Raw genomic sequence first — 18,883 nt, 5'->3', positions numbered from 1 at the left:
TAGATAAGGAAAAAGAAGTTTCTGTTATTAAATTCAAAGCAGAAGACGAAATTAACCTTTTAAAACAACAACTTGAAGAGAAGGATACTTTAATCAAAAATCAGGAAGACAGAATCTATGAATTGGATTATGTCAACAATTCTCTTGATGAAATAAAAGAGTATTTTGCTGAACAGTTAAGGGAATATAAGAAAAAAGAATTATCTGATGTTAATGAAAGATTAAATGAATCCTTTAAAAGTGTAGCTGAAAAGGAAGCTCAAATTAACTCTCTTTCAAGAACCATCGATGAGTACAAGATTAAAATTATCAAACTGGAAAACAACGTTGAATCCAAAACTCAGATCATGGAACTTGAAAAGGAACTCGAGCAAAAGAACAACCAAATTCTGTTAAAAGATTCCGAGTTGTCCAATACCAACAATCAGCTAAATATTTTAAAAGAGCAAACTATTCCTAAGCAAGAATATCTTGAATTGCAAAGTCAGTTTGAGGCTAAAATCGATGATATGAATAGTGAAATCACTACCTTGAAAGAGCAAACTATTCCTAAGCAAGATTATGTTGATTTGCAGAGTCAGTTCGAGTCCACTGTTAATGATATGAACAGTGAGATTAATTCTTTGAAAGAGCAAACTATTCCTAAGCAAGATTATGTTGATTTGCAGAGTCAGTTTGAAGCTACAGTCACTGGCTTAAACAGTCAGATAGATAATTTAAAAGAACAAACTATCCCTAAAGAAGAATATAACAATCTTCAATCCAAATTCACAACTGAAATGAGCAATTTGGATAATCAGCTTAATATTCTTAAAGCAAATACTGTCCCTAAAGATGAGTATGTTACTCTTCAAAATAGGCTCGAGACTGAATTGGCATCAAAAAATACTCAAATTGAATATTTAAAACAGAATACTATTCCTCGTGAAGAATTGATAACTGTCCAAAACAAATTGGAGGGGGAAATTGCTGCACGGGATAATGAACTCAAATATTTAAAACAGCAAACTATCCCTCGTGAAGATTTCATTAACCTTCAAAATGAGTTGAATAGGAAAAATGATAAAATCAAAAGATTGGAGGAAATCAATACTTTCTTCAATGAGCTTCAAGAAGAACAAGAGGCTTATGATACAATTGAAAGAACTCCTCCTTTCAGATTGGAGAAAAAACAACAACGTAGGTAATTTCTTTAATGGGTACTTCTGAGCAAATGAGATTTTTTATCTCATTTTTCCCCACTTTTTTTTTAAAATTTGATTTTTTTCTTATAGCATCTATCTGTTGAAATCAGTTTACATTTTTTCATGATGGTTGTGCCATAAATTTAAAGTTTGCCTTAATTATTTTGCTAGTTTTGCATTTATCTATTAAAATTATCATGTATTTCTGTTAAATGATGGCACTTTTTTTCTTTGTGTTTTGTGTTTTTATCTTTTTCTAACTTTTATTTACTTTATACCATAAAGTATTTATATAACCTTAAACTCATGTATTATGTAGAAAGGTTTTATCAACACTATAAACTATTTTTCATGTTGATGTTTAAACTGATCTAATTATATATTGAATTTAAAGGAGATAAATTATGGCACAAGGACAACCAATTTTTATTTTACCTGAAGGTACTAACAGGTCTGTCGGTAGAGATGCACAAAGAAATAACATTTTAGCTGGAAAAGTATTAGCTGAAACTGTAAGAACTACTTTAGGTCCTAAAGGAATGGACAAAATGTTAGTTGACGGACTTGGAGACATTGTAGTAACCAACGACGGTGTTACTATTTTAAAAGAAATGGATATTGAACATCCTGCAGCAAAAATGCTCGTAGAAGTAGCAAAAACCCAAGAAGACGAAGTCGGAGACGGAACTACTACTGCAGTTATCATTGCTGGAGAATTACTCAAAAAATCCGAAAACTTACTTGACTCTGATATTCACCCAACTATCATTGCTATGGGATACAGAAAAGCTGCTGAAAAAGCTCAAGAAATCTTAGATGAAATTGCAATCGAAGACATCGATTCAGAAACCTTATTAAAAGTAGCTATGACTGCTATGACTGGTAAAGGAACTGAAGCAGCACGTGAACCATTAGCAAAATTAATCGTTGACGCTGTTGAAGCAGTCAAAGAAGATGATGGTGCAGTTGATATCGACAACATTAAAATCGAGAAAAAAGATGGAGCTGTTGTTGAAGAATCCAACTTAGTTGAAGGTGTAATTGTAGACAAAGAAAGTGTACACCCTGGTATGCCATCCGAAATCAACGGTGCAAAAATCGCATTAATCAACACTCCATTAGAAGTTAAAGAAACTGAAATGGATGCAGAAATCACTATTACAGATCCTGCTCAAATGCAAGCTTTCATCGAACAAGAAGAAAAAATGGTTAAAGACATGGTTAACAAAATCGTTGATGCAGGTGCAAACGTATTATTCGCACAAAAAGGTATCGATGATTTAGCACAACACTACTTATCCAAAGCTGGCGTTTTAGCTGTAAGAAGAGTTAAAAAATCTGACATTGAAAAATTATCCAGAGCTACTGGTGCAAGTGTCATCACCAACTTAGACGATTTAACTGCAGACGACTTAGGTCAAGCTGGAATCGTAGAAGAAAGAAAAATCTCCGGTGAAGACATGATTTTCGTCGAAGAATGCAGTGGAGCTAAATCCGTAACATTATTCGTAAGAGGAAGTACCAAACACATTGTCGATGAAATCGTAAGAGCAATCGAAGATGCAATTGGTGTAGTAGCTGCTACCGTAGAAGATGACAAAGTTGTCGCAGGTGGAGGAGCTCCTGAAATCGCAATGGCTAAAAAACTCAAAGATTACGCAGAATCCATTTCTGGCAGAGAACAATTAGCTGTAAACGCATTTGCAGAAGCTTTAGAAATCGTACCAAAAACCTTAGCTGAAAACGCAGGTTTAGACAGCATCGATTCTTTAGTTGACTTAAGAGCAGCACAAGAAGACTCATTCTACATGGGATTAGATGTATTCACTGGTGAAGTAGCAGACATGAAAGAAGCTGGAGTTATTGAACCTAAACGTGTCAAAAAACAAGCTATTCAATCTGCATCTGAAGCAGCTGAAATGATTTTAAGAATTGATGACGTAATCGCATCAACCAAAGGCCCAGAAGACATGGGTATGGACCCTTCCGCAATGGGCGGAATGCCTCCAATGATGTAGATTCAAAGAAATTTTTATAATTTCTTTTCTTTTTTTATTTTTTTTATGAAACATAGAGTTATTTTTAAAACATCACTTGATGATGAAGTATATTATTTTAATGACACTATTCTAGTTAACTTTTCATCCCCTCGAAATGCCGTTTCAACATCAAAACTCAACGGCGGAATTTCCAAAAATATCAAAAGCGTTTTTAACCATCATTTGTCACAGGAAAATATTGATTATCTGACAACTCATGACGTTTGCGAATATCTTAAAAATCACTGCAGCCTATTGGATATTGATTCTGAATTTTCAACAGGACTTATCACTAAGGCTGAGATGAAAAATGTTTCTATTGTATTTAAGGAGTTTAAAAACTTGTCGGTTGTAGCAATCACAACTGCAGGAGTCAGAACTAATGCCTCAAAAGCAGGTGATCCATCTTCATATTATGAGGAAAACGGCAAGTTCGGAACCATTAATACAATAATCCTAATCAATTCACGTTTGGATGATGATGTCCTGCTTGAAGCGTTCATGACTGCAACTGAGGCAAAGACAGTTGCATTATCTGAGTTGAAGGTTCCTTCACAATATTCTGATGGATATGCAACAGGGACAGGAACCGATGGTCTTATTATCTGTTCAAATCTGAATTCGGATAATGTATTGACCAATGCAGGCAAGCATTCCAAGTTGGGTGAGCTCGTTGGACAGTGTGTTATTGAATCTGTTAAAAAAGCAGTTAAAAAGCAGGTTTGGATTTCTCCTAAATCACAGTCAAACGTACTGGTCAGATTAAATAGGTATAAACTGGACATCAACGATTTTTATGACAATCTGGACTGTGACAAGAAGGAGTTCATAGAAGAACTTCAAAATGAAATGAAAAGGCAGGATAATGTTGCCGTTACAATTTCAGTCTTAAATATAATAGATGAGGTCAGGCTGAATTTATTAAAAAAAGAGGATGGATTTCAATTGGCAAATAATATGGTGAATGAAAATTGTAATAGTTATCCTGTTAAGGAGTTATTACAATATTGGATTGACCATTTTATTCACTGGGATTAAAATCTATCAGTTCTCCGTTGTCCTGAACGATTTTTGCAATTGACTCTTCGGCCGTAGACAGCTTTTCATTGCATATTTTCACAAGCTGCATTGCGTTGTTAAATTCATCTATTGCATCGTCAAGAGGCACGTCTCCACTTTCCAGTTTGTTAACGATTTCTTCTAACTTTTCTAAACTTTCTTCAAAACTTAAATTTTCCATTCATATCACCTGGGTTTTAACGGTTCCATCATCAAATTCAACATCAAGTTTGTCCCCTGATTTCACATCCTTTGCAGAAGAGACAACCTTTCCTTCAACTTTTGTTAATGTATATCCTCTTTTTAATGTCAAAAGAGGATTTAACACTTCCAGTTTGGCGAGATTTTTAGCAAATCTTTCCTTTTTCATTTTCGTTATTTCATGTGGATTTTTTAATATGTGCTTGTTTTCTATTTGGAATAGCTTGTTTTTATTCTCATTAATTATATTTTTGGAGGCAAATTCCAGCTTGTTTACCAGATTGTCCAGATGCATTCCTTTAATTTCATAAATTGCTTCCGGACTTTTCAAAACTTGCCTTTGGGAAATTTGCTTAAATCTTGTTTTATTTTCTGTAATTTTAGATACTATGATTTTATTTGCCCGTTTATTTAACTGATTCACTTTATATTCAATTTCAGTTATTTGCGGTGTTGCTATAACGGCTGCACCTGTTGGAGTGGGTGCCCGTTCATCCGCTACAAAATCTGATATTGTAAAGTCAACTTCATGTCCTACTGCACTGATAACAGGGATTTCACTCTCAAAGATGGCTCTTGCAACTATTTCTTCATTGAACGGCCATAAATCTTCGATGCTTCCTCCTCCTCTTCCGACAATCAATGTGTCAAGATTTAGAGTTTGTGCAAACTTAATTTTCTGCACTATCTGTGGTGCTGCAAGACTTCCCTGAACCAAAGTTGGAAACACCAATATTTCACATTGGGGATATCTTTTTTTAATTGTGGATATGATATCCCGGATTGCTGCACCGGTTTTGGCGGTGACAACTCCTATCCTTTTTGGATATTTTGGAATTTCCTTTTTATGTTTCTCATCAAATAAACCTTCACTTTCAAGCTTCTTTTTTAGCTGTTCAAAGGCAATATGCAATTCCCCGATTCCGTCTTCAGTAATCCTGTTGGCATACAACTGGTATTTTCCGGTTTTCTCATAAACTTCAATGCTTCCCTTGATGATTACCTTCATACCGTCCTTAGGTTCGAATTTAAGGAATTTCTTTCTTCCTTTAAACATCACTGCACTAATTTGTGATTTGTCATCTTTCAAGGTAAAATAACTGTGTCCACTTGTATGGGCCTTATAATTGGATATTTCACCTCTGATAAGAATGTTTTTCAAATTTGTGTCAGTTTTAAACTTTCTGTTGATGTAGGCGTTTATTTGAGATACTGTCAAGTATTCTTCTTCCATACATTCACCTTATTTTTAATAATGTTAGTATATTGTTTACAATTAAAACATTTTGCCATTCTCATGTAAAGATATTTAAATTGAAAGTATAATATTATATCATAGGTGATACTATGAAAGTTAAAGACGAGTTATTTGGCAAGGAAGTACTCGATGCAGATATTCAAATTGTTGGAAAAGTTATGGATATTGTTATGGACAGAGATACTTTTGAAGTCACTGATTTGGTTATTAAAAAAACCGGGTTTTCCGAACAGATCAAAGCTAGTGAAAATATTGTTCCGATGGAACTTGTTAAAGTTATTGGAGATAAAATTTTACTCAAAGGCGAAGATGATATCTAATTGATTTTTATGGTTTCCAAAGATTATTTAATTGGTTTGTTAAAGGAAAACGAAGTATTTCTGGAAGGAGATTTCACATTATCTTCCGGAAAGAAAAGTAATTATTACATCAATATGAAAAAAGCCATTACAGAACCTGAAATTCTATCAACTATCTCAAAGATGATTTCAGAAAAAATCAAGGATGATAAAATTGATAAGGTTGCAGGGCCTGCATTGGGTGCTGTTCCAATCGCTACAGCGGTTTCACTTGAATCCAAGTTGCCTTTATTGATGATACGTAAGGAAAAGAAAGGTTATGGCACTTCCAAACTCATTGAGGGTGAATTGGTTGAAGGCGATGATGTTATCGTAGTTGAAGATGTATCCACAACTGGAGGATCATTGCTTAAGGCAATTCGTGCCATTCAAGACAATGGCGGAAATGTAAAAAGAGCTTTTGTTGTAGTTGACAGACAGGAAGGCGCTATTGAAGAATTTGAAAAGGCAGGTATAAATCTAGAACCTTTGATATCTGTTGATGAATTTTTTGATTAAAAATAAATGAGGGGTAAAAAACCCCTTAAATTAATTCTATTTTTTTGCATGATGAACAATATGTGGAAGTTCATCAATTATGATTCCTAATGCAGTTTTAACAGCATTGGGTGAACCAGGCATACTAAATATTAATGCTTTTTTATATACTCCTGCAGTTGCCCTTGAAAGCAGTGCAGAAGCACCGATTTCCTCATAAGATTTAAATCGGAATATTTCACCAAAACCATCTAATTTTTTATCGAAAAGTGATTCCACAGTTTCAACCGTAATGTCTCTTTCATCCAAACCTGTTCCACCGGTTGTCAAAATCACATCAATATCTTCATTAACCATAGTTTCAATAGATTCTATTAGCTGATCTTTTTCATCCGGAATCAGCATTTTAGATTTCAAAGTATATCTAGCTTCAATTTCTTCAGCCATGTATTTTCCAGACAGGTCCAGCTTTTCAGATTTTCTGCTGTCGCTTAGAGTTATTATTCCGCAGCTGATGTCTGCAGATGATTCCTTTTGATGTAATTTGGAAGTTTCACTTTTCATTATTTTACCTCAATCCATATTTTGCTTAATAAAATTATATTCGTCCAAGTTGTTTATTAATTTTTCACTTGGCTGATACCAGTAAAAATTATCGAATTTTTCTCTAATAACATAATCGTGTTTGCAAAGAATTTTCATATGATAAATCACTGTTTTATAATCTATATGCAAAATATTTGACAATTGATTAGCATTTCTTGGTTGGATTAATATCTCGTTTATAATGTTCATTGTTGTTTTTCCACCTGAACGTCCAAGTAAGAGATTAAATAGCTCTCGATCGTTGATAGTGAAATTTTCAACCATTCATATCCTCCAATTTATTTTTTGTATAATCTAATAAAAGATGACCCCATTTAATTGCATTTTCATCTTTGCCAATTAAAATCTGGGAATCATCGTAGTGCCCATCCTTAAAGAAGAGTGTAAGTGAAACAAATTTATCGGAACAGGTTAAAAACACTTTCAAAGTCTTATTGATAATAGTGGTTTTAACTTTATTATTTTCAAGTAATTCTTTTTTAAATGTTTCATTTTCATCTATGGAATTATAAATTTCCTCACTGACATATAGGTTTAATTTTCTTAACCTGCCTTCTTTTAAAAGATCGATAATATGTTTGAAATGGTTTTCGGAGTAGATTGGTAGTATTATCTGCAATTCCTGTGCTTTTGAAATTAGCTTTATGTATTCATTGAAAGATATTGAAAGGTCGCTTGTTGTGGAGTTAATGTATTTCGCATCTTTTAGAAGGTAGATATTTTTAATTATCTCTTCGGGAATGTCGGACAGGTCATGATTATCCCAAAAAGTTTCGCTTTTGCCAAGTGAATACCAGTTTTCAATTAGTTTAATCATATTTGTTGTCAATAAGTAACCGTTTGAGGTCAATTCATAACATTTATGTACTTTTCTAACTAAATTGATACTTTCCAATTCTTTTAGGCCATGCAAAATGGTTGCTGAAGGTTTTTTCAAGTCTCTTCGCAAATCATCTAAATTTTTTGGGATTTCATATACGGCCAAAAGCAGTTTGGCACGCATGCTAGACGTCAAAATATATTTGACGCCGCTGTACTCTTTTGTTAATTGCTGTTTTGTTTCTATTGATGTCATGCTCTCACCATTTGTTTCACGTGTTTAAATAATTCCCTAGCCCAGTTGTATGATTTTGAATCGTCGGAAATCAGGATTCTGTTCTGGTCAAAACTTCCGTCATTCTTAAACAGTCCCAGACTCATCTTGTCATCACATAGGGTTAAGTATAAATTTAATTCATTTTCAACAGGATGTACCTTTAGTTTTTTTGAATTCAGGCAATTTTTTCTCAACTGTTCATTTATAGGGGTTATGATAGGGTTCATTATGTTTTTCGGAACAATCAGCTCAACAGATCCCCTATTTTTCAGAACTTCCTCAATCAATTGAGGATATTCAGGATGAAGATAAGGGAATATTGCCTTTACGTCACTTGATTCGATAAGCTGATTTTTTATTGTGTTGTGTGTTTTGTAGATGTCAAGGGGAGTTGTTTCAATCAATGTTGAATTCTTTAAATCAGTAATGTTTTTCATTGAATCGATGCTTAACTGATTGAGATTGTGTTTGTCCCAAAGGGAGTTGAAATCATTAATAATGTCAATGCTTTTTTTAAAGTCTATGAGAGTATCAAAGTAAATTTTGGCCATTGGGGTGACATGATACTTCTTTTCAACCTTTATGATGTAGTTGCTTTCCTCTAGTTTATTCACATTGCTTGAAACAGAACTGTAGGTGATTTTTGTCTTTTTGACAAGTCCTCTGATGTTGTCTGGATGATTATACAATTCACTAAGAATTTTCATTCGAATCTCTGATTTTGCAAGAAATTGGATTTCACTATTGATTTCACTGTTAGTGTACATTTTCATTTCCTCCATTTTTTCAATCATAAAAATTCATGAATTTCTCATGGAATTTTTCTGTATTTAGTCATTTCAACATCTAAATTTAAATAGATTTTCCCAAACTAGTTCCTAACTTCTTCCAAACCTATTCCAAGCCTGTTCCAAACTTATTCCAAAGTTATCCCAGAGTTATCCCAAACTTATCCCAAATAAATTTCATCTCGGTGCACATATTTCCAAATGCATGTTTTTTTGAAATTAAAAAAATTTATTAATTTTCAAATTAAAATATCATCCATGGAAACATATTATATTCTTGATGCTTCTGCTTTCATAAACGGTTTTGAAATTACTTCTAAGCATAATTACACTGTTCCTGAAATAACAGAAGAAATTAAAGACTTTGAATCTCGTTTAAAATTTGACACCGCCATTGCACAGGATTTAATCGTTATTCAAGATGTTGGAAAAAAGTATACAAACTGTGTCCATGAAATAATATCTAGTAGTGGTGATATTTTAAGGTTATCCTTACCTGACAAAAAATTAATCGCACTTGCATATATGATGCGTGAAGAGGGCAAAAATGTTAAGGTGATCACTGATGACTACACTATTCAAAACACATTGAAGATTTTGGATATTCCATTTTCAGGTGTTATAACTGAGGGGATTAATGAAATCTATAATTGGAAAAAGGTTTGCGAAGGATGCAAAAAGGAATTCGATGAAGATTATCCGTTTGACGACTGTGAAATATGCGGGTCTAAAATTTACAAAAAAAGAATAAGGGTGAACAAATGAGAATTGGAGTGGTGGTTCACGGTCCGAACATTATTGATTCGGGATATGCATTAAAATTAATTGAACTTCTAAAGGAATACGGTGAGGTTTCAGCAAGGCTTGGCGGAACAATGGGCAGAACTGCAGTTATTGATGCCAGTTTGGAAAATCTGATTGACATTTCCAGAAAACTTGTTCCGAGCGATTCACTGAAAATATTTCACGAGAAAAATGTGGATGTGATATTCCTGTTGAATTATGGTAAATCCAATGTTACCGGGCAGGTATTCGGATATAAGGTCTATAATCATTATGTTGATAAGATACCTCAAAATGATATTCCTGTGATTCAAATTGAACGCCCTGGTGAGGCGGACGGAAGCATTATAGCATGGAATAACGATCTGGATATTGTGGGGGAACTGGCCGAAAGGCTGAACTTGGCTGTTGTGACACCTCAGCAGGTCTATAACAGTCATATCAAAAATGATGCTGAGGGTGTTAATCAGAGGGTCGTCCATGGTGTAAGTCCTGGTGAAAATATCATGGTCAACAGTGTTGTAATAGGTAAAACCGATTCAGATAAGCTTACGCTGATTGCCAGAGATAACCATATCGTTGACATAATTGGAGGTGAACTTAAAGCCCATGGTCTTGAGAAGTTGGGGGAGGTTGACCTTGATAGTGCAATTATCAAAACGGGTCTTTTAAGGCATGCTAAGGTTACTCCTCGCGTTATTTCAAAGGAAAAGCCGGATGTGTTTAAGGTCACATTTCTTGATCATGCCGGGGAGGATGTTTATAAATTCCGGGATTCGGCACTTGTGATTACTGTTGGTGATGACACAACTTTGATATCATCAGACATTCTGTACAGATTTGATATACCTATAATTGGAATAACTGATGGGGATTTGGATAAGGTTGTGGAAGATGGATTCAAGGTTAAAAATTCCATCATCTTTGAGGTCGAAAGTGGTTTTGATGATGTCTGCGGTCAAGATATTAAAAGGATAATCTTCGGCGACAAACAGGTCAGCTGTGATTTCTCTAATATTGATGAAGTCAGGGACAAAATTGCCGAAATAATAAAAGATATTAATTGTGAATACAAAATAAAATATATTAATTAAGAGGAAGTGTAATTTTTGGATTTTAAAAATCTTGTTCGTGAAATTCAAGAGTTTAAAGGGGTATCTCGTAAAAGTTCAATTGATAATGTCATTTCTCTATTGGAGGAATCATATAACGTTTCAGGAGATGTTGTTATTGACATTGGAGATGATGCATCAGCCATTGACATCGGAAATAATCAGGTAATTCTAATCGCCGCCGATGGAATTTGGGGAGATATCATGAACGTCAACCCTTACTGGGCAGGATACTGTTCCGTTCTGGTAAATGTAAATGACATTGCAGCTATGGGAGGAAAACCTTTGGCCATGGTGAACATAATGTCAATAAGCAATGATGATATTTATGAGGATTTGCTGAACGGAATCAAGGACGGATGCCTGAAATTCGGAGTTCCTATGGTTGGGGGACACCTTCATCCTGACGGTGAAGTTGATTCATTGGGTGTCGCCATTGTCGGAATAGCCCAAAAGGATAAAATCATCACAAGTTTTGGAGCTGAAGTCGGTGACAAAGTAATAGTTGCAATCGATCTTGACGGCAAGCCTCATGAGATGTTTGCCCTAAACTGGGATACAACCTACGACAAAGATGCGCAGCTCGTCAGAGACCAGATAACTGCGGTTCAGTATCTGGCCGAAAACGATTATATTAAATCCGGAAAGGACATTTCAAACCCTGGAATATTGGGAACTCTTGAAATGCTTTTGGAAACTTCTAAAAAAGGTGCAATTGTAAGCCTTGAAGATATTCCAAGAAATGAAAATGTTGAATGGGTGGATTGGCTTCGTTCATACCCTGGTTCAGGTTTTGTATTTACTGCCGAAGAAGATAAATGTGACTACATTAAGGAATATCTTGCAAAATATTCCATTGAAGCTGAAGTTGTTGGTGAAGTTACAGATTCCAATAATCTCATACTAAATTATGACGGCGAACAAGAGGAAATATTCAACCAAAATAAAAATCCTGTTTTCATATTCAGATGAGGTGATTTGATGAAATTTGAGGATATCATTTCAAAGTCTTTTAAATTTCCGTTCAGAGATTATAAAAGATTGGCATTAATATTTGTTTTGTTTTTGCTTTTGCTGATTTTACCTGTAGGAGCATATTTTAAAAATGAACCGGTATTTTATGCAGGTATTGCAGCATTCATTGCTTTTCTTTTAATTATTCCAGGATACTTCGTTTCTGTTGTCAGACAGGGTTGTGTTGAAAATTACAGCATTCCTCAAATCCGTCCTAAAAGAAATATTATAAGCACCATAAAGCTGTTTGTTCTTCATTTGGTATATTTCCTAATTCTATTTTTGATATTTGCAATAGTGATGGCGGCAATTGGGGCTTTTGTCAGTCCTCATGATTTGATGGTAATGTTTGTGAAAAATCCTTTAAATATTTTCAATTCATTGCAGATCGTATTTGCAATCACTTTTGTTGTGGATTTAATCTTTTCAATTGTAGTAACTCTTGCAGAAGCCAGACTGGCCAATTACAACAGTCTTTCAAAATCTTTAAATATTGTGGCGGTTTGCAGGGACATTAGACACATTGGAATTGGAAGAGTGATTGGATGGTACTTTGTAATGGCGGTTTTAATCGGTGTGATTAATTTTTTAGCGGTTTTCCTTATTTTCATTCCATATGTTGGTTTGATTGCATATCTGTGTATCGCATATCCAATAATCCTTTTAATCTATAATTACTCATTGGGATTACTGTACTCTCATGTCGGTGAGAGAAGTGATGATGATTTGGACATCGATAAATTTGAAAAAGAACTGGAAAGGTTTAAAATTTTGGGAAGGTAGTTAAGGGTTGCACCGTTTGCAGGGCACATATCCCTGACTGACGGCATCATCTCTTGAGGAGAAGAATACCTTATTTCCTTCTGACATCTTATCGACACTGCTGCAGCTTGCACGATGGAATTTTCCTGTATTTGCATTTCCTACATAGCTTCCGGACCCTGATGAATCTGAAGAGCTTGACTGGTGGCTGTCGCTTGAATAGCTTGTTGATGTTGAATGGTCGCTTGACACATGTGTGTTGCCGTTTGCCCAGTCATAAGGGTAAAATTCGCTAGGCGGCATATACATTATCTCGGCAAGCCCTTCCTTTAAAAGCATTTCATTCACATTTTTTCCATCGACTATGACAACTCCCAGTGTCCTTCCGTATTTGTCGGAGTGTTTTGAATCGTCAACATCTATTCCAACTTCCTTTCCAAGGCACAACTTCTGGACAAAGTTTTTAGAAGTTATGTATCCTTCCACACCTCTTTCAGGAGTGTTGACTCCTACAAAACGTATTTTTTTACCGTTTTCCAAATATATTGTATCTCCATCAACCACCTGGGTGCAGACTCCCCATTCTTCGGCATGGCATTCGGTATCGCCGTATTGGTTTAGGATATCTGATGCGGACATGTCATAGTATTTGGAACTTGGAATGTTGTGAGAAAATCCTGTTCCGGTGTATGCACTGGCAAAGGACATCGCAGCGATGGCTATTACCAGAATTATCAATACGGAAAAAACATGTTTTTTGTTTATTGGCATCATTTTTCTCTCCATATGTAAATGTTACAACTTTGTGTTTATATAATTTTTTATATTCCAATAAATAATTTTAATATATAATGAAAATATAAATATATAATATTAAAAATTCTTATTAGGAGATTGTATGTTAATTAAAATAAACGGAGAAGAAATAGATGTTGCAGAAGGCTCAACAATTCAGGATGTAATTGCTGAGACTAATGCTCCATATACTCCTGGTAGTATTGTTTGTCTGATTAAAGGAAAAAAGGAACTTGAAAAAAACATTAATAAATTCAAGATTAAAACAAATCAAGGTTCCATAATCCTTCAACTTGATGAATCTGAAGAGGCAAAACCTATCGTTGATGTCTGGAAAAGCCAGTACGAGGATTTTGTTGACTTGGATATCAGATGGTCTACTTCAACAGAAGTTGCGATAGGACCTATAGTGACTGATTTGGAACCGACTCATGATGAATTCAAATATTATGAAGGAGATGTTGTTTTAAGTTTATCCAGTTTTAGTAACGAGTCCACTCACTTGATCATGATTAAAGAGAATACGACTAATGTTTACAGTGTGCCTCCATATAACAAGGGTATCTTTGCCCGTGTAATCGGTGGTAAGAAAACCTTGGAAAACCTTACTGATAACGATAAGGTCACAGGCATAGAGCCAATCATTGAGAGAAGCTCAACCACTGACAGTGCAGCCGCTGATTTAAGCACAGTATTGGAAGAAGGAAATGAGCTTTATACCTACATTTCATTTGACATTGATGAGGATTCACCGATCTGTGTTGAACATTTGTTCTCTATAATTAAGGACGGTAGAATCAAGGTTTCTTTTGATAGTGAATCCTTTTTAGGATTTTATGAGTTGGAAGGGCTTGAAAAACCTAAAGAGCACACTACCCAAAGGCTCAGAGGAACAATGACTATTAGGAACACAGGTAACGGTGTTGGAAAGTTATATATTTATCGTGAAAATAGGGTTTTGACTCCAAATCACACCACAGTAGGTAAAATTGTCAACGGAATGGAAATCATAGACATTGCAAGGGAAAATGATTTTATCACTGTCAAATCAGAACAGCAAAGGTTGATGTTGCTTAACAAAACCCAGGCTGAAGCCACAAAACTGCTGTCTGAAGCGGGAATCGAACATCTCATCGATGGTTTGGTCGATGATGATGCAATAATTGTGGAACAGAATCCTAAACATACAATAGATATCCTAAGGGAAGGACAAGTAATAACAAAAGCCATTGACAAGGAAGATTTGTGCAAAATCAAATTTGTTGATAATGCTCCAAGGTCTGTTAGATACTTCAAATATTTATCAGGTCTTTTGGAAAATCCTGTCGGCAGCATCAAAGTTCATTTTGCAGTTCCTGGAATGCATATTGTTATTTTTGAAGGTGATAAGAAATTAGCGAAAGGTCTGGTTCCTGAAAATAACCCTGTTGACAAGGTTATACGGGGTCAAATTGGTATTACAAACATGGCTTCCAAAAGCGTCGGTTTGATAGGTATCAGATTTGAGGATAATTCAGAATTTGGTCCGACTGCAGAAACATTTGATGCAACAAACATTGTTGGAGATATCTTATCTGATTATGACCATATTGAAAATTTAAAAGAAGGAGTTGTAGTATATGTCACAGAATCTAACAATGAGTCCTGATTTGGGCAAAGAAGATTGGGACCCTGATGTAATTACACGTATGATTTTTATAGGGCCTGGAGCTCATGTCAGTGAACAGGAGATTGTAAGTGAATTTCATATGCTTGGTTTGCCTCTTACAATAAAAAACACCTGTTATGGTGCCATGATTAGTGGTAAGAGTGAAGATGTCTATAAGGCTATCAAGGAAATAAGAAAAATAGATCCAAACCACATTTTCACAAAGGAAAGAGGTTTTGCTCCCGGTGATCCTAGAAGATGCAGAGGTCACAGATTCGGACCTAGGGAAGGATTCCACCAAATGGAAAAAGAGTACAGAATACTTGGTTTTGTTGCAGAAGCTTTAGAAAATCCTAAAGACGTTCAGTTAGAAGAGAAAAAACCGGTTAAAGTTGACGAATTTGAAAAAATCATGAACGAATGTTTAGAAAATAAAGAATAGGTGAAATTATGGTTAAAATTGCTGTTTATCCTCCAAATTCATTAATCTTGGCAGATTTACTTGAAAGAAAAGGTCATACTCCTTTAGTTTTACAAAAACAAATCAGACAAAAAATTAAGGATCCGGAAATTGATTCCCCTCCAATGAATATTTCAGAAGAAGACCCAATCAAAGGGCTTAAGTATGCAGCTATTGAGGTTCCTTCTGGTGTTCGTGGAAGAATGTCAATCATCGGACCACTTATAGATGAAGCGGAAGCTGCTATTGTTGTCGATGGCGCTCCATACGGTTTTGGTTGTATTGGTTGTGCCAGAACCAATGAACTGTCAATATTTTTACTAAGGAATAAGGGCATTCCTGTATTGGAACTTACATATCCTACCAATCAAGATGAAACATATGTAATGGTAAATGAAATCAACGAGTTTGTAGATTCACTTGAAGAAGCTACTGGGGAGGAATAATAAAATGGTTAAAATTGCTTTAGTTTCATGTGGAACAGAATATAGTGGAATTCAAAAGGAAATTGAAAAGGCTGCAAACAAATTTGGTGCAGAAATTGTTCTTCCTGAAATCGATTTGGATTATATTGATGAATCTTATGAGAAATTCGGGTTTTCAGCTCAAAGTTCAAGCTTAAAATTGATGATTGCAAGGGCTATGGCCATTGTTGAAGGCAGGTCCAAACCTGATGCTGTATTTATAGCAACTTGTTTTAGATGTGCCGAAGCGGCATTGGTGAGAAATGAAGTAAGACGTTTCATTCAAAACAACACCCGTATTCCAGTAGTTACATACTCATTTACTGAAAGGACAAAAGCTGATGAACTGTTCATTCGTATGGAAGCTTTGGCCACTACCGTTACACGCAGAAGTATTCTTGCACGTGAAAAACAAGAAGGCCTCACTCTCGGTTTGGACTCCGGTTCAACCACTACAAAAGCAGTTCTTATGGAAAACAATCAGGTTATCGGAACAGGTTGGACATCCACCAAGGACATCATCGAATCAGCTAAAACCGCTGCTGCTGAAGCATTCGCCAACACAGATTATGGCTGGGATGATGTTGACGGTATAGGAACAACAGGTTACGGTAGATTCACTATGGGTCAGGAATTCGGTGCAGAACTCATTCAGGAAGAATTGTCCGTAAACGCAAAAGGTGCAGTTTACCTTGCTGACTGTCAAAAAGGAGAAGCTACCGTACTGGATATAGGTGGTATGGACAACAAGGTTATTACAGTAAACAACGGTATTCCGGATAACTTTACCATGGGTGGTATCTGTGCAGGAGCTTCCGGAAGATTTTTAGACATGACTTCACGTAGGTTGGATGTAGACATTACTGAATTGGGTCCTCTCGCAGTCCAGGGTGACTGGAGAAAGGCTATGCTGAACTCATACTGTATCGTATTCGGTATTCAGGACCTTGTTACTACTCTTGCAGCGGGAGGTTCTAAAGCGGATGTTGCAGCTGCTGCATGTCACTCAGTATCAGAACAAGTTTATGAACAGCAGCTTCAGGAAATTGATATTCGTGAACCTTTAATCCAAGTAGGCGGTACAAGCTTAATATCCGGTCTTGTTGAAGCTGTCAGTGAAACCTTGGGTGGAATCGAAGTTATCGTTCCGGAATATTCCCAACACATCGGTGCTGTCGGAGCGGCACTTCTGGTATCCGGAATGGGTCACAGACATGATGACAAATAAAATTGTGAGTTGATTTGATGTTAGTTGAATGCTATGATGAAAGAGGCGCTGAAGTTTATGAAATTATCATAAAGCAAATCTTTCAAGATTTAGTTTTAGGCGCATCAGTAGAGGATTTGAAAGCTTATGTAAATCCGGATGATCCGGTATTTGTGTTAGCTATCAAAATGAAGAAAACCTCTAAAGCTATTCTTTTTGAAGATGTAGCCAATATCATGTATGTAAAAGATGAGGATATTACAAGAATCATAATCGATGATGAAAACTACCTTCCGAATATTTTAAAGCAGTTATGGAAAAGGTTTTCCAGAGATGAGATTTATCAGCCAAACAGGTATCAACTTGAAATCAATGGAGATAATTCCGATTTGAAAACAATCATTGTTGATGATCCTCATTCAAATTTACAAAGAAGAATATATGATGCGGTTTTCAGAATCTTGCCTGAAGGATTTAAAATCATTAAGGACATGTCTACTGAGAATATTGTGGCCGTAGTTGCAACTGATGAGTTAATTAAGGATGCATGGATTGAAAAGGCACATGAATATATCGATGAGTTGAACCAGGGTAAATAGAAAACTTTATATATTCGTTCGTATCAATACAAATTAACAGAGTTATATATTCGGAGAAGTGATAGTATGGCTGAACATAAAGGTTCAAGATTTGCACATATAACAAAAGCACATCCATGTTTTAATGAAAAAATGCATGATAAAGTAGGTAGGGCACATGTTCCTGTCGCACCAAAATGTAATATCTTTTGTAACTTCTGTACTAGGGATATTAACAACGAAGAAGACAGACCTGGTGTTGCAAGCTGTGTTATGAGTCCCGATGATGCAATTAAACACGTTAAAGAGGTAACTGCTGAAGGTCCAATTTCAGTTGTAGGTGTAGCGGGACCCGGGGATTCACTTGCAAATGAAGAAACTTTGGAATTCTTTGAAAAATTATCCGAAGAAGATTCAGACTTAATAAAATGTATGAGTACAAATGGGCTTTTGCTTCCAAAATATGCAGACAAGCTTGCAGAACTGGGGGTAAATTCCGTAACCGTAACAATCAATGCAATCGATCCAGATATTGCAGTTGACATTTATTCATTCATCAAATATGAAGGTAAAATCTATAAAGACTACGAAGCTGTTGAGATTTTAATCAAAAATCAATTGGACGGTGTTGAAAAGGCAGCTGCCAATGGTTTGGTAGTTAAAGTAAATTCAGTTTTAATTCCTGGATTAAACGATGAGCATATTGTTGAGATAGCTAAAGAGGTTAAAAAACGTGGTGCAGCCTTAATGAATGTTTTACCATTGATTCCTTTAGCTAAAATGAAACATTATTCACGTCCTGACTGTGCCATGATGGAAAGTGTCAGGGAACAAGTTGAAGAGATTATACCTGTATTTAGAGCATGCACTCAGTGCAGAGCCGATGCATACGGAATACCTGGTAAAAAAAGTGAAGACCATCATTTAGGAATGACTCCTCAAAGTCATTACTAACTACTTTTTTTTATTTTTATTTTTATTTAATTCATATTT

22 protein-coding genes are annotated in these 18,883 nt (G+C 35.4%); 15 read left to right on the top strand and 7 right to left on the bottom strand.

What is annotated here, in order from left to right:
• The 3 genes from ACKI2P_RS11410 to ACKI2P_RS11400 form a co-directional block, all read left to right on the top strand.
• A partial coding sequence (locus tag ACKI2P_RS11410) for a hypothetical protein (protein WP_407377672.1) occupies positions 1 to 1,187 on the top strand: 1,187 nt, incomplete at its 5' end.
• A 401-nt stretch (positions 1,188 to 1,588) separates the two neighbouring features.
• Positions 1,589 to 3,202, top strand: a complete 1,614-nt coding sequence (thsA, locus tag ACKI2P_RS11405; RefSeq protein ID WP_407377671.1) for a thermosome subunit alpha — start codon at positions 1,589 to 1,591, stop codon at positions 3,200 to 3,202.
• A gap of 45 nt (positions 3,203 to 3,247) precedes the next feature.
• Positions 3,248 to 4,261: an adenosylcobinamide amidohydrolase gene (locus tag ACKI2P_RS11400; RefSeq protein ID WP_407377670.1), complete on the top strand. Its 1,014-nt coding sequence runs from the start codon at positions 3,248 to 3,250 to the stop codon at positions 4,259 to 4,261.
• Here the strand turns inward: ACKI2P_RS11400 and ACKI2P_RS11395 are convergent.
• Positions 4,245 to 4,463 (bottom strand): exodeoxyribonuclease VII small subunit, encoded by a 219-nt coding sequence (locus ACKI2P_RS11395; RefSeq protein ID WP_407377669.1) that lies wholly within the window; start codon positions 4,461 to 4,463, stop codon positions 4,245 to 4,247. The two genes, ACKI2P_RS11400 and ACKI2P_RS11395, sit on opposite strands and share 17 nt — an antisense overlap.
• Positions 4,464 to 5,717, bottom strand: coding sequence for an exodeoxyribonuclease VII large subunit (gene xseA, locus ACKI2P_RS11390; RefSeq protein WP_407377667.1), 1,254 nt, complete (start codon positions 5,715 to 5,717; stop codon positions 4,464 to 4,466). It lies immediately after the preceding gene.
• 113 nt (positions 5,718 to 5,830) lie between these two features.
• Between xseA and ACKI2P_RS11385 the strand changes: the two genes are divergently transcribed.
• Together ACKI2P_RS11385 and pyrE are read left to right on the top strand one after the other, a co-directional pair.
• The gene (locus ACKI2P_RS11385; protein WP_407377665.1) at positions 5,831 to 6,061 is read left to right on the top strand and encodes a PRC-barrel domain-containing protein; all 231 of its coding nucleotides are present in this window, start codon (positions 5,831 to 5,833) and stop codon (positions 6,059 to 6,061) included.
• Between the two features lie 9 nt (positions 6,062 to 6,070).
• Positions 6,071 to 6,598 carry an orotate phosphoribosyltransferase gene (pyrE, locus tag ACKI2P_RS11380; RefSeq protein WP_407377674.1) on the top strand — a complete coding sequence of 176 codons (528 nt, stop codon included), beginning with the start codon at positions 6,071 to 6,073 and terminating at the stop codon, positions 6,596 to 6,598.
• A 36-nt stretch (positions 6,599 to 6,634) separates the two neighbouring features.
• Here pyrE and ACKI2P_RS11375 read toward each other — a convergent pair whose 3' ends face one another.
• Genes ACKI2P_RS11375 through ACKI2P_RS11360 form a run of 4 tightly spaced genes read right to left on the bottom strand, consistent with a single transcriptional unit; the run spans position 6,635 to position 9,046 of the window.
• Positions 6,635 to 7,141 carry a molybdenum cofactor biosynthesis protein B gene (locus tag ACKI2P_RS11375; protein WP_407377663.1) on the bottom strand — a complete coding sequence of 169 codons (507 nt, stop codon included), beginning with the start codon at positions 7,139 to 7,141 and terminating at the stop codon, positions 6,635 to 6,637.
• 9 nt (positions 7,142 to 7,150) lie between these two features.
• Entirely contained in the window at positions 7,151 to 7,447 is a 297-nt protein-coding gene (locus ACKI2P_RS11370) for a winged helix-turn-helix domain-containing protein (RefSeq protein WP_407377661.1), read from the bottom strand.
• The gene (locus ACKI2P_RS11365; protein WP_407377660.1) at positions 7,440 to 8,258 is read right to left on the bottom strand and encodes a helix-turn-helix transcriptional regulator; all 819 of its coding nucleotides are present in this window, start codon (positions 8,256 to 8,258) and stop codon (positions 7,440 to 7,442) included. The genes ACKI2P_RS11370 and ACKI2P_RS11365 overlap by 8 nt, the downstream gene beginning before the upstream one ends.
• On the bottom strand, positions 8,255 to 9,046 hold the full coding sequence (locus ACKI2P_RS11360) for a helix-turn-helix transcriptional regulator (protein WP_407377658.1): 792 nt from the start codon (positions 9,044 to 9,046) through the stop codon (positions 8,255 to 8,257). The genes ACKI2P_RS11365 and ACKI2P_RS11360 overlap by 4 nt, the downstream gene beginning before the upstream one ends.
• Positions 9,047 to 9,325: 279 nt before the next feature.
• Here ACKI2P_RS11360 and ACKI2P_RS11355 point away from each other — a divergent pair, with 279 nt between their 5' ends.
• Genes ACKI2P_RS11355 through ACKI2P_RS11340 form a run of 4 tightly spaced genes read left to right on the top strand, consistent with a single transcriptional unit; the run spans position 9,326 to position 12,759 of the window.
• A complete protein-coding gene (locus ACKI2P_RS11355) occupies positions 9,326 to 9,832 on the top strand; it encodes a ribonuclease VapC (protein ID WP_407377657.1) in 507 nt (168 codons plus the stop codon).
• Entirely contained in the window at positions 9,829 to 10,944 is a 1,116-nt protein-coding gene (locus ACKI2P_RS11350) for a DUF2117 domain-containing protein (RefSeq protein ID WP_407377655.1), read from the top strand. Before ACKI2P_RS11355 ends, ACKI2P_RS11350 begins: the two co-directional genes overlap by 4 nt.
• Positions 10,945 to 10,959: 15 nt before the next feature.
• Entirely contained in the window at positions 10,960 to 11,934 is a 975-nt protein-coding gene (locus ACKI2P_RS11345; RefSeq protein ID WP_407377653.1) for a methanogenesis marker 2 protein, read from the top strand.
• A gap of 9 nt (positions 11,935 to 11,943) precedes the next feature.
• Positions 11,944 to 12,759: a DUF4013 domain-containing protein gene (locus tag ACKI2P_RS11340; protein ID WP_407377651.1), complete on the top strand. Its 816-nt coding sequence runs from the start codon at positions 11,944 to 11,946 to the stop codon at positions 12,757 to 12,759.
• Here ACKI2P_RS11340 and ACKI2P_RS11335 read toward each other — a convergent pair whose 3' ends face one another.
• On the bottom strand, positions 12,760 to 13,512 hold the full coding sequence (locus ACKI2P_RS11335) for a thermonuclease family protein (RefSeq protein ID WP_407377649.1): 753 nt from the start codon (positions 13,510 to 13,512) through the stop codon (positions 12,760 to 12,762).
• A gap of 124 nt (positions 13,513 to 13,636) precedes the next feature.
• Here ACKI2P_RS11335 and ACKI2P_RS11330 point away from each other — a divergent pair, with 124 nt between their 5' ends.
• From ACKI2P_RS11330 to ACKI2P_RS11305, 6 genes are all read left to right on the top strand, one after another.
• Positions 13,637 to 15,181, top strand: coding sequence for a methanogenesis marker 3 protein (locus tag ACKI2P_RS11330; RefSeq protein ID WP_407377647.1), 1,545 nt, complete (start codon positions 13,637 to 13,639; stop codon positions 15,179 to 15,181).
• The gene (locus tag ACKI2P_RS11325; protein WP_407377646.1) at positions 15,153 to 15,623 is read left to right on the top strand and encodes a methanogenesis marker 6 protein; all 471 of its coding nucleotides are present in this window, start codon (positions 15,153 to 15,155) and stop codon (positions 15,621 to 15,623) included. Before ACKI2P_RS11330 ends, ACKI2P_RS11325 begins: the two co-directional genes overlap by 29 nt.
• 8 nt (positions 15,624 to 15,631) lie before the next feature.
• A complete protein-coding gene (locus ACKI2P_RS11320) occupies positions 15,632 to 16,087 on the top strand; it encodes a methanogenesis marker 5 protein (RefSeq protein ID WP_407377645.1) in 456 nt (151 codons plus the stop codon).
• A gap of 4 nt (positions 16,088 to 16,091) precedes the next feature.
• Entirely contained in the window at positions 16,092 to 17,333 is a 1,242-nt protein-coding gene (locus ACKI2P_RS11315; protein WP_407377644.1) for a methanogenesis marker 15 protein, read from the top strand.
• Between the two features lie 17 nt (positions 17,334 to 17,350).
• Positions 17,351 to 17,911, top strand: coding sequence for a methanogenesis marker 17 protein (locus ACKI2P_RS11310; protein ID WP_407377642.1), 561 nt, complete (start codon positions 17,351 to 17,353; stop codon positions 17,909 to 17,911).
• Between the two features lie 66 nt (positions 17,912 to 17,977).
• Positions 17,978 to 18,844, top strand: a complete 867-nt coding sequence (locus tag ACKI2P_RS11305) for a radical SAM protein (RefSeq protein WP_407377640.1) — start codon at positions 17,978 to 17,980, stop codon at positions 18,842 to 18,844.
• Positions 18,845 to 18,883 lie beyond the last annotated feature (39 nt).

The organism is Methanobrevibacter sp. (genome assembly GCF_045541095.1).
Classification (GTDB): Archaea; Methanobacteriota; Methanobacteria; order Methanobacteriales; family Methanobacteriaceae; genus Methanocatella.
This window is presented reverse-complemented; position numbering and strand designations above follow the sequence as displayed.

Excerpts from the sequence above, each read along its gene's own strand:
- ACKI2P_RS11400 (WP_407377670.1), top strand. The coding sequence starts at position 3,248 with ATGAAACATAGAGTTATTTTTAAAACATCACTTGATGATGAAGTATAT.
- ACKI2P_RS11360 (WP_407377658.1), bottom strand. The coding sequence starts at position 9,046 with ATGTACACTAACAGTGAAATCAATAGTGAAATCCAATTTCTTGCAAAA.
- ACKI2P_RS11365 (WP_407377660.1), bottom strand. The coding sequence starts at position 8,258 with ATGACATCAATAGAAACAAAACAGCAATTAACAAAAGAGTACAGCGGC.
- ACKI2P_RS11325 (WP_407377646.1), top strand. The coding sequence starts at position 15,153 with ATGTCACAGAATCTAACAATGAGTCCTGATTTGGGCAAAGAAGATTGG.
- ACKI2P_RS11355 (WP_407377657.1), top strand. The coding sequence starts at position 9,326 with ATGGAAACATATTATATTCTTGATGCTTCTGCTTTCATAAACGGTTTT.
- ACKI2P_RS11350 (WP_407377655.1), top strand. The coding sequence starts at position 9,829 with ATGAGAATTGGAGTGGTGGTTCACGGTCCGAACATTATTGATTCGGGA.
- pyrE (WP_407377674.1), top strand. The coding sequence starts at position 6,071 with ATGGTTTCCAAAGATTATTTAATTGGTTTGTTAAAGGAAAACGAAGTA.
- ACKI2P_RS11375 (WP_407377663.1), bottom strand. The coding sequence starts at position 7,141 with ATGAAAAGTGAAACTTCCAAATTACATCAAAAGGAATCATCTGCAGAC.
- ACKI2P_RS11340 (WP_407377651.1), top strand. The coding sequence starts at position 11,944 with ATGAAATTTGAGGATATCATTTCAAAGTCTTTTAAATTTCCGTTCAGA.
- xseA (WP_407377667.1), bottom strand. The coding sequence starts at position 5,717 with ATGGAAGAAGAATACTTGACAGTATCTCAAATAAACGCCTACATCAAC.
- ACKI2P_RS11370 (WP_407377661.1), bottom strand. The coding sequence starts at position 7,447 with ATGGTTGAAAATTTCACTATCAACGATCGAGAGCTATTTAATCTCTTA.
- ACKI2P_RS11395 (WP_407377669.1), bottom strand. The coding sequence starts at position 4,463 with ATGGAAAATTTAAGTTTTGAAGAAAGTTTAGAAAAGTTAGAAGAAATC.
- ACKI2P_RS11315 (WP_407377644.1), top strand. The coding sequence starts at position 16,092 with ATGGTTAAAATTGCTTTAGTTTCATGTGGAACAGAATATAGTGGAATT.
- ACKI2P_RS11320 (WP_407377645.1), top strand. The coding sequence starts at position 15,632 with ATGGTTAAAATTGCTGTTTATCCTCCAAATTCATTAATCTTGGCAGAT.
- ACKI2P_RS11335 (WP_407377649.1), bottom strand. The coding sequence starts at position 13,512 with ATGATGCCAATAAACAAAAAACATGTTTTTTCCGTATTGATAATTCTG.
- ACKI2P_RS11305 (WP_407377640.1), top strand. The coding sequence starts at position 17,978 with ATGGCTGAACATAAAGGTTCAAGATTTGCACATATAACAAAAGCACAT.
- thsA (WP_407377671.1), top strand. The coding sequence starts at position 1,589 with ATGGCACAAGGACAACCAATTTTTATTTTACCTGAAGGTACTAACAGG.
- ACKI2P_RS11330 (WP_407377647.1), top strand. The coding sequence starts at position 13,637 with ATGTTAATTAAAATAAACGGAGAAGAAATAGATGTTGCAGAAGGCTCA.
- ACKI2P_RS11385 (WP_407377665.1), top strand. The coding sequence starts at position 5,831 with ATGAAAGTTAAAGACGAGTTATTTGGCAAGGAAGTACTCGATGCAGAT.
- ACKI2P_RS11310 (WP_407377642.1), top strand. The coding sequence starts at position 17,351 with ATGTTAGTTGAATGCTATGATGAAAGAGGCGCTGAAGTTTATGAAATT.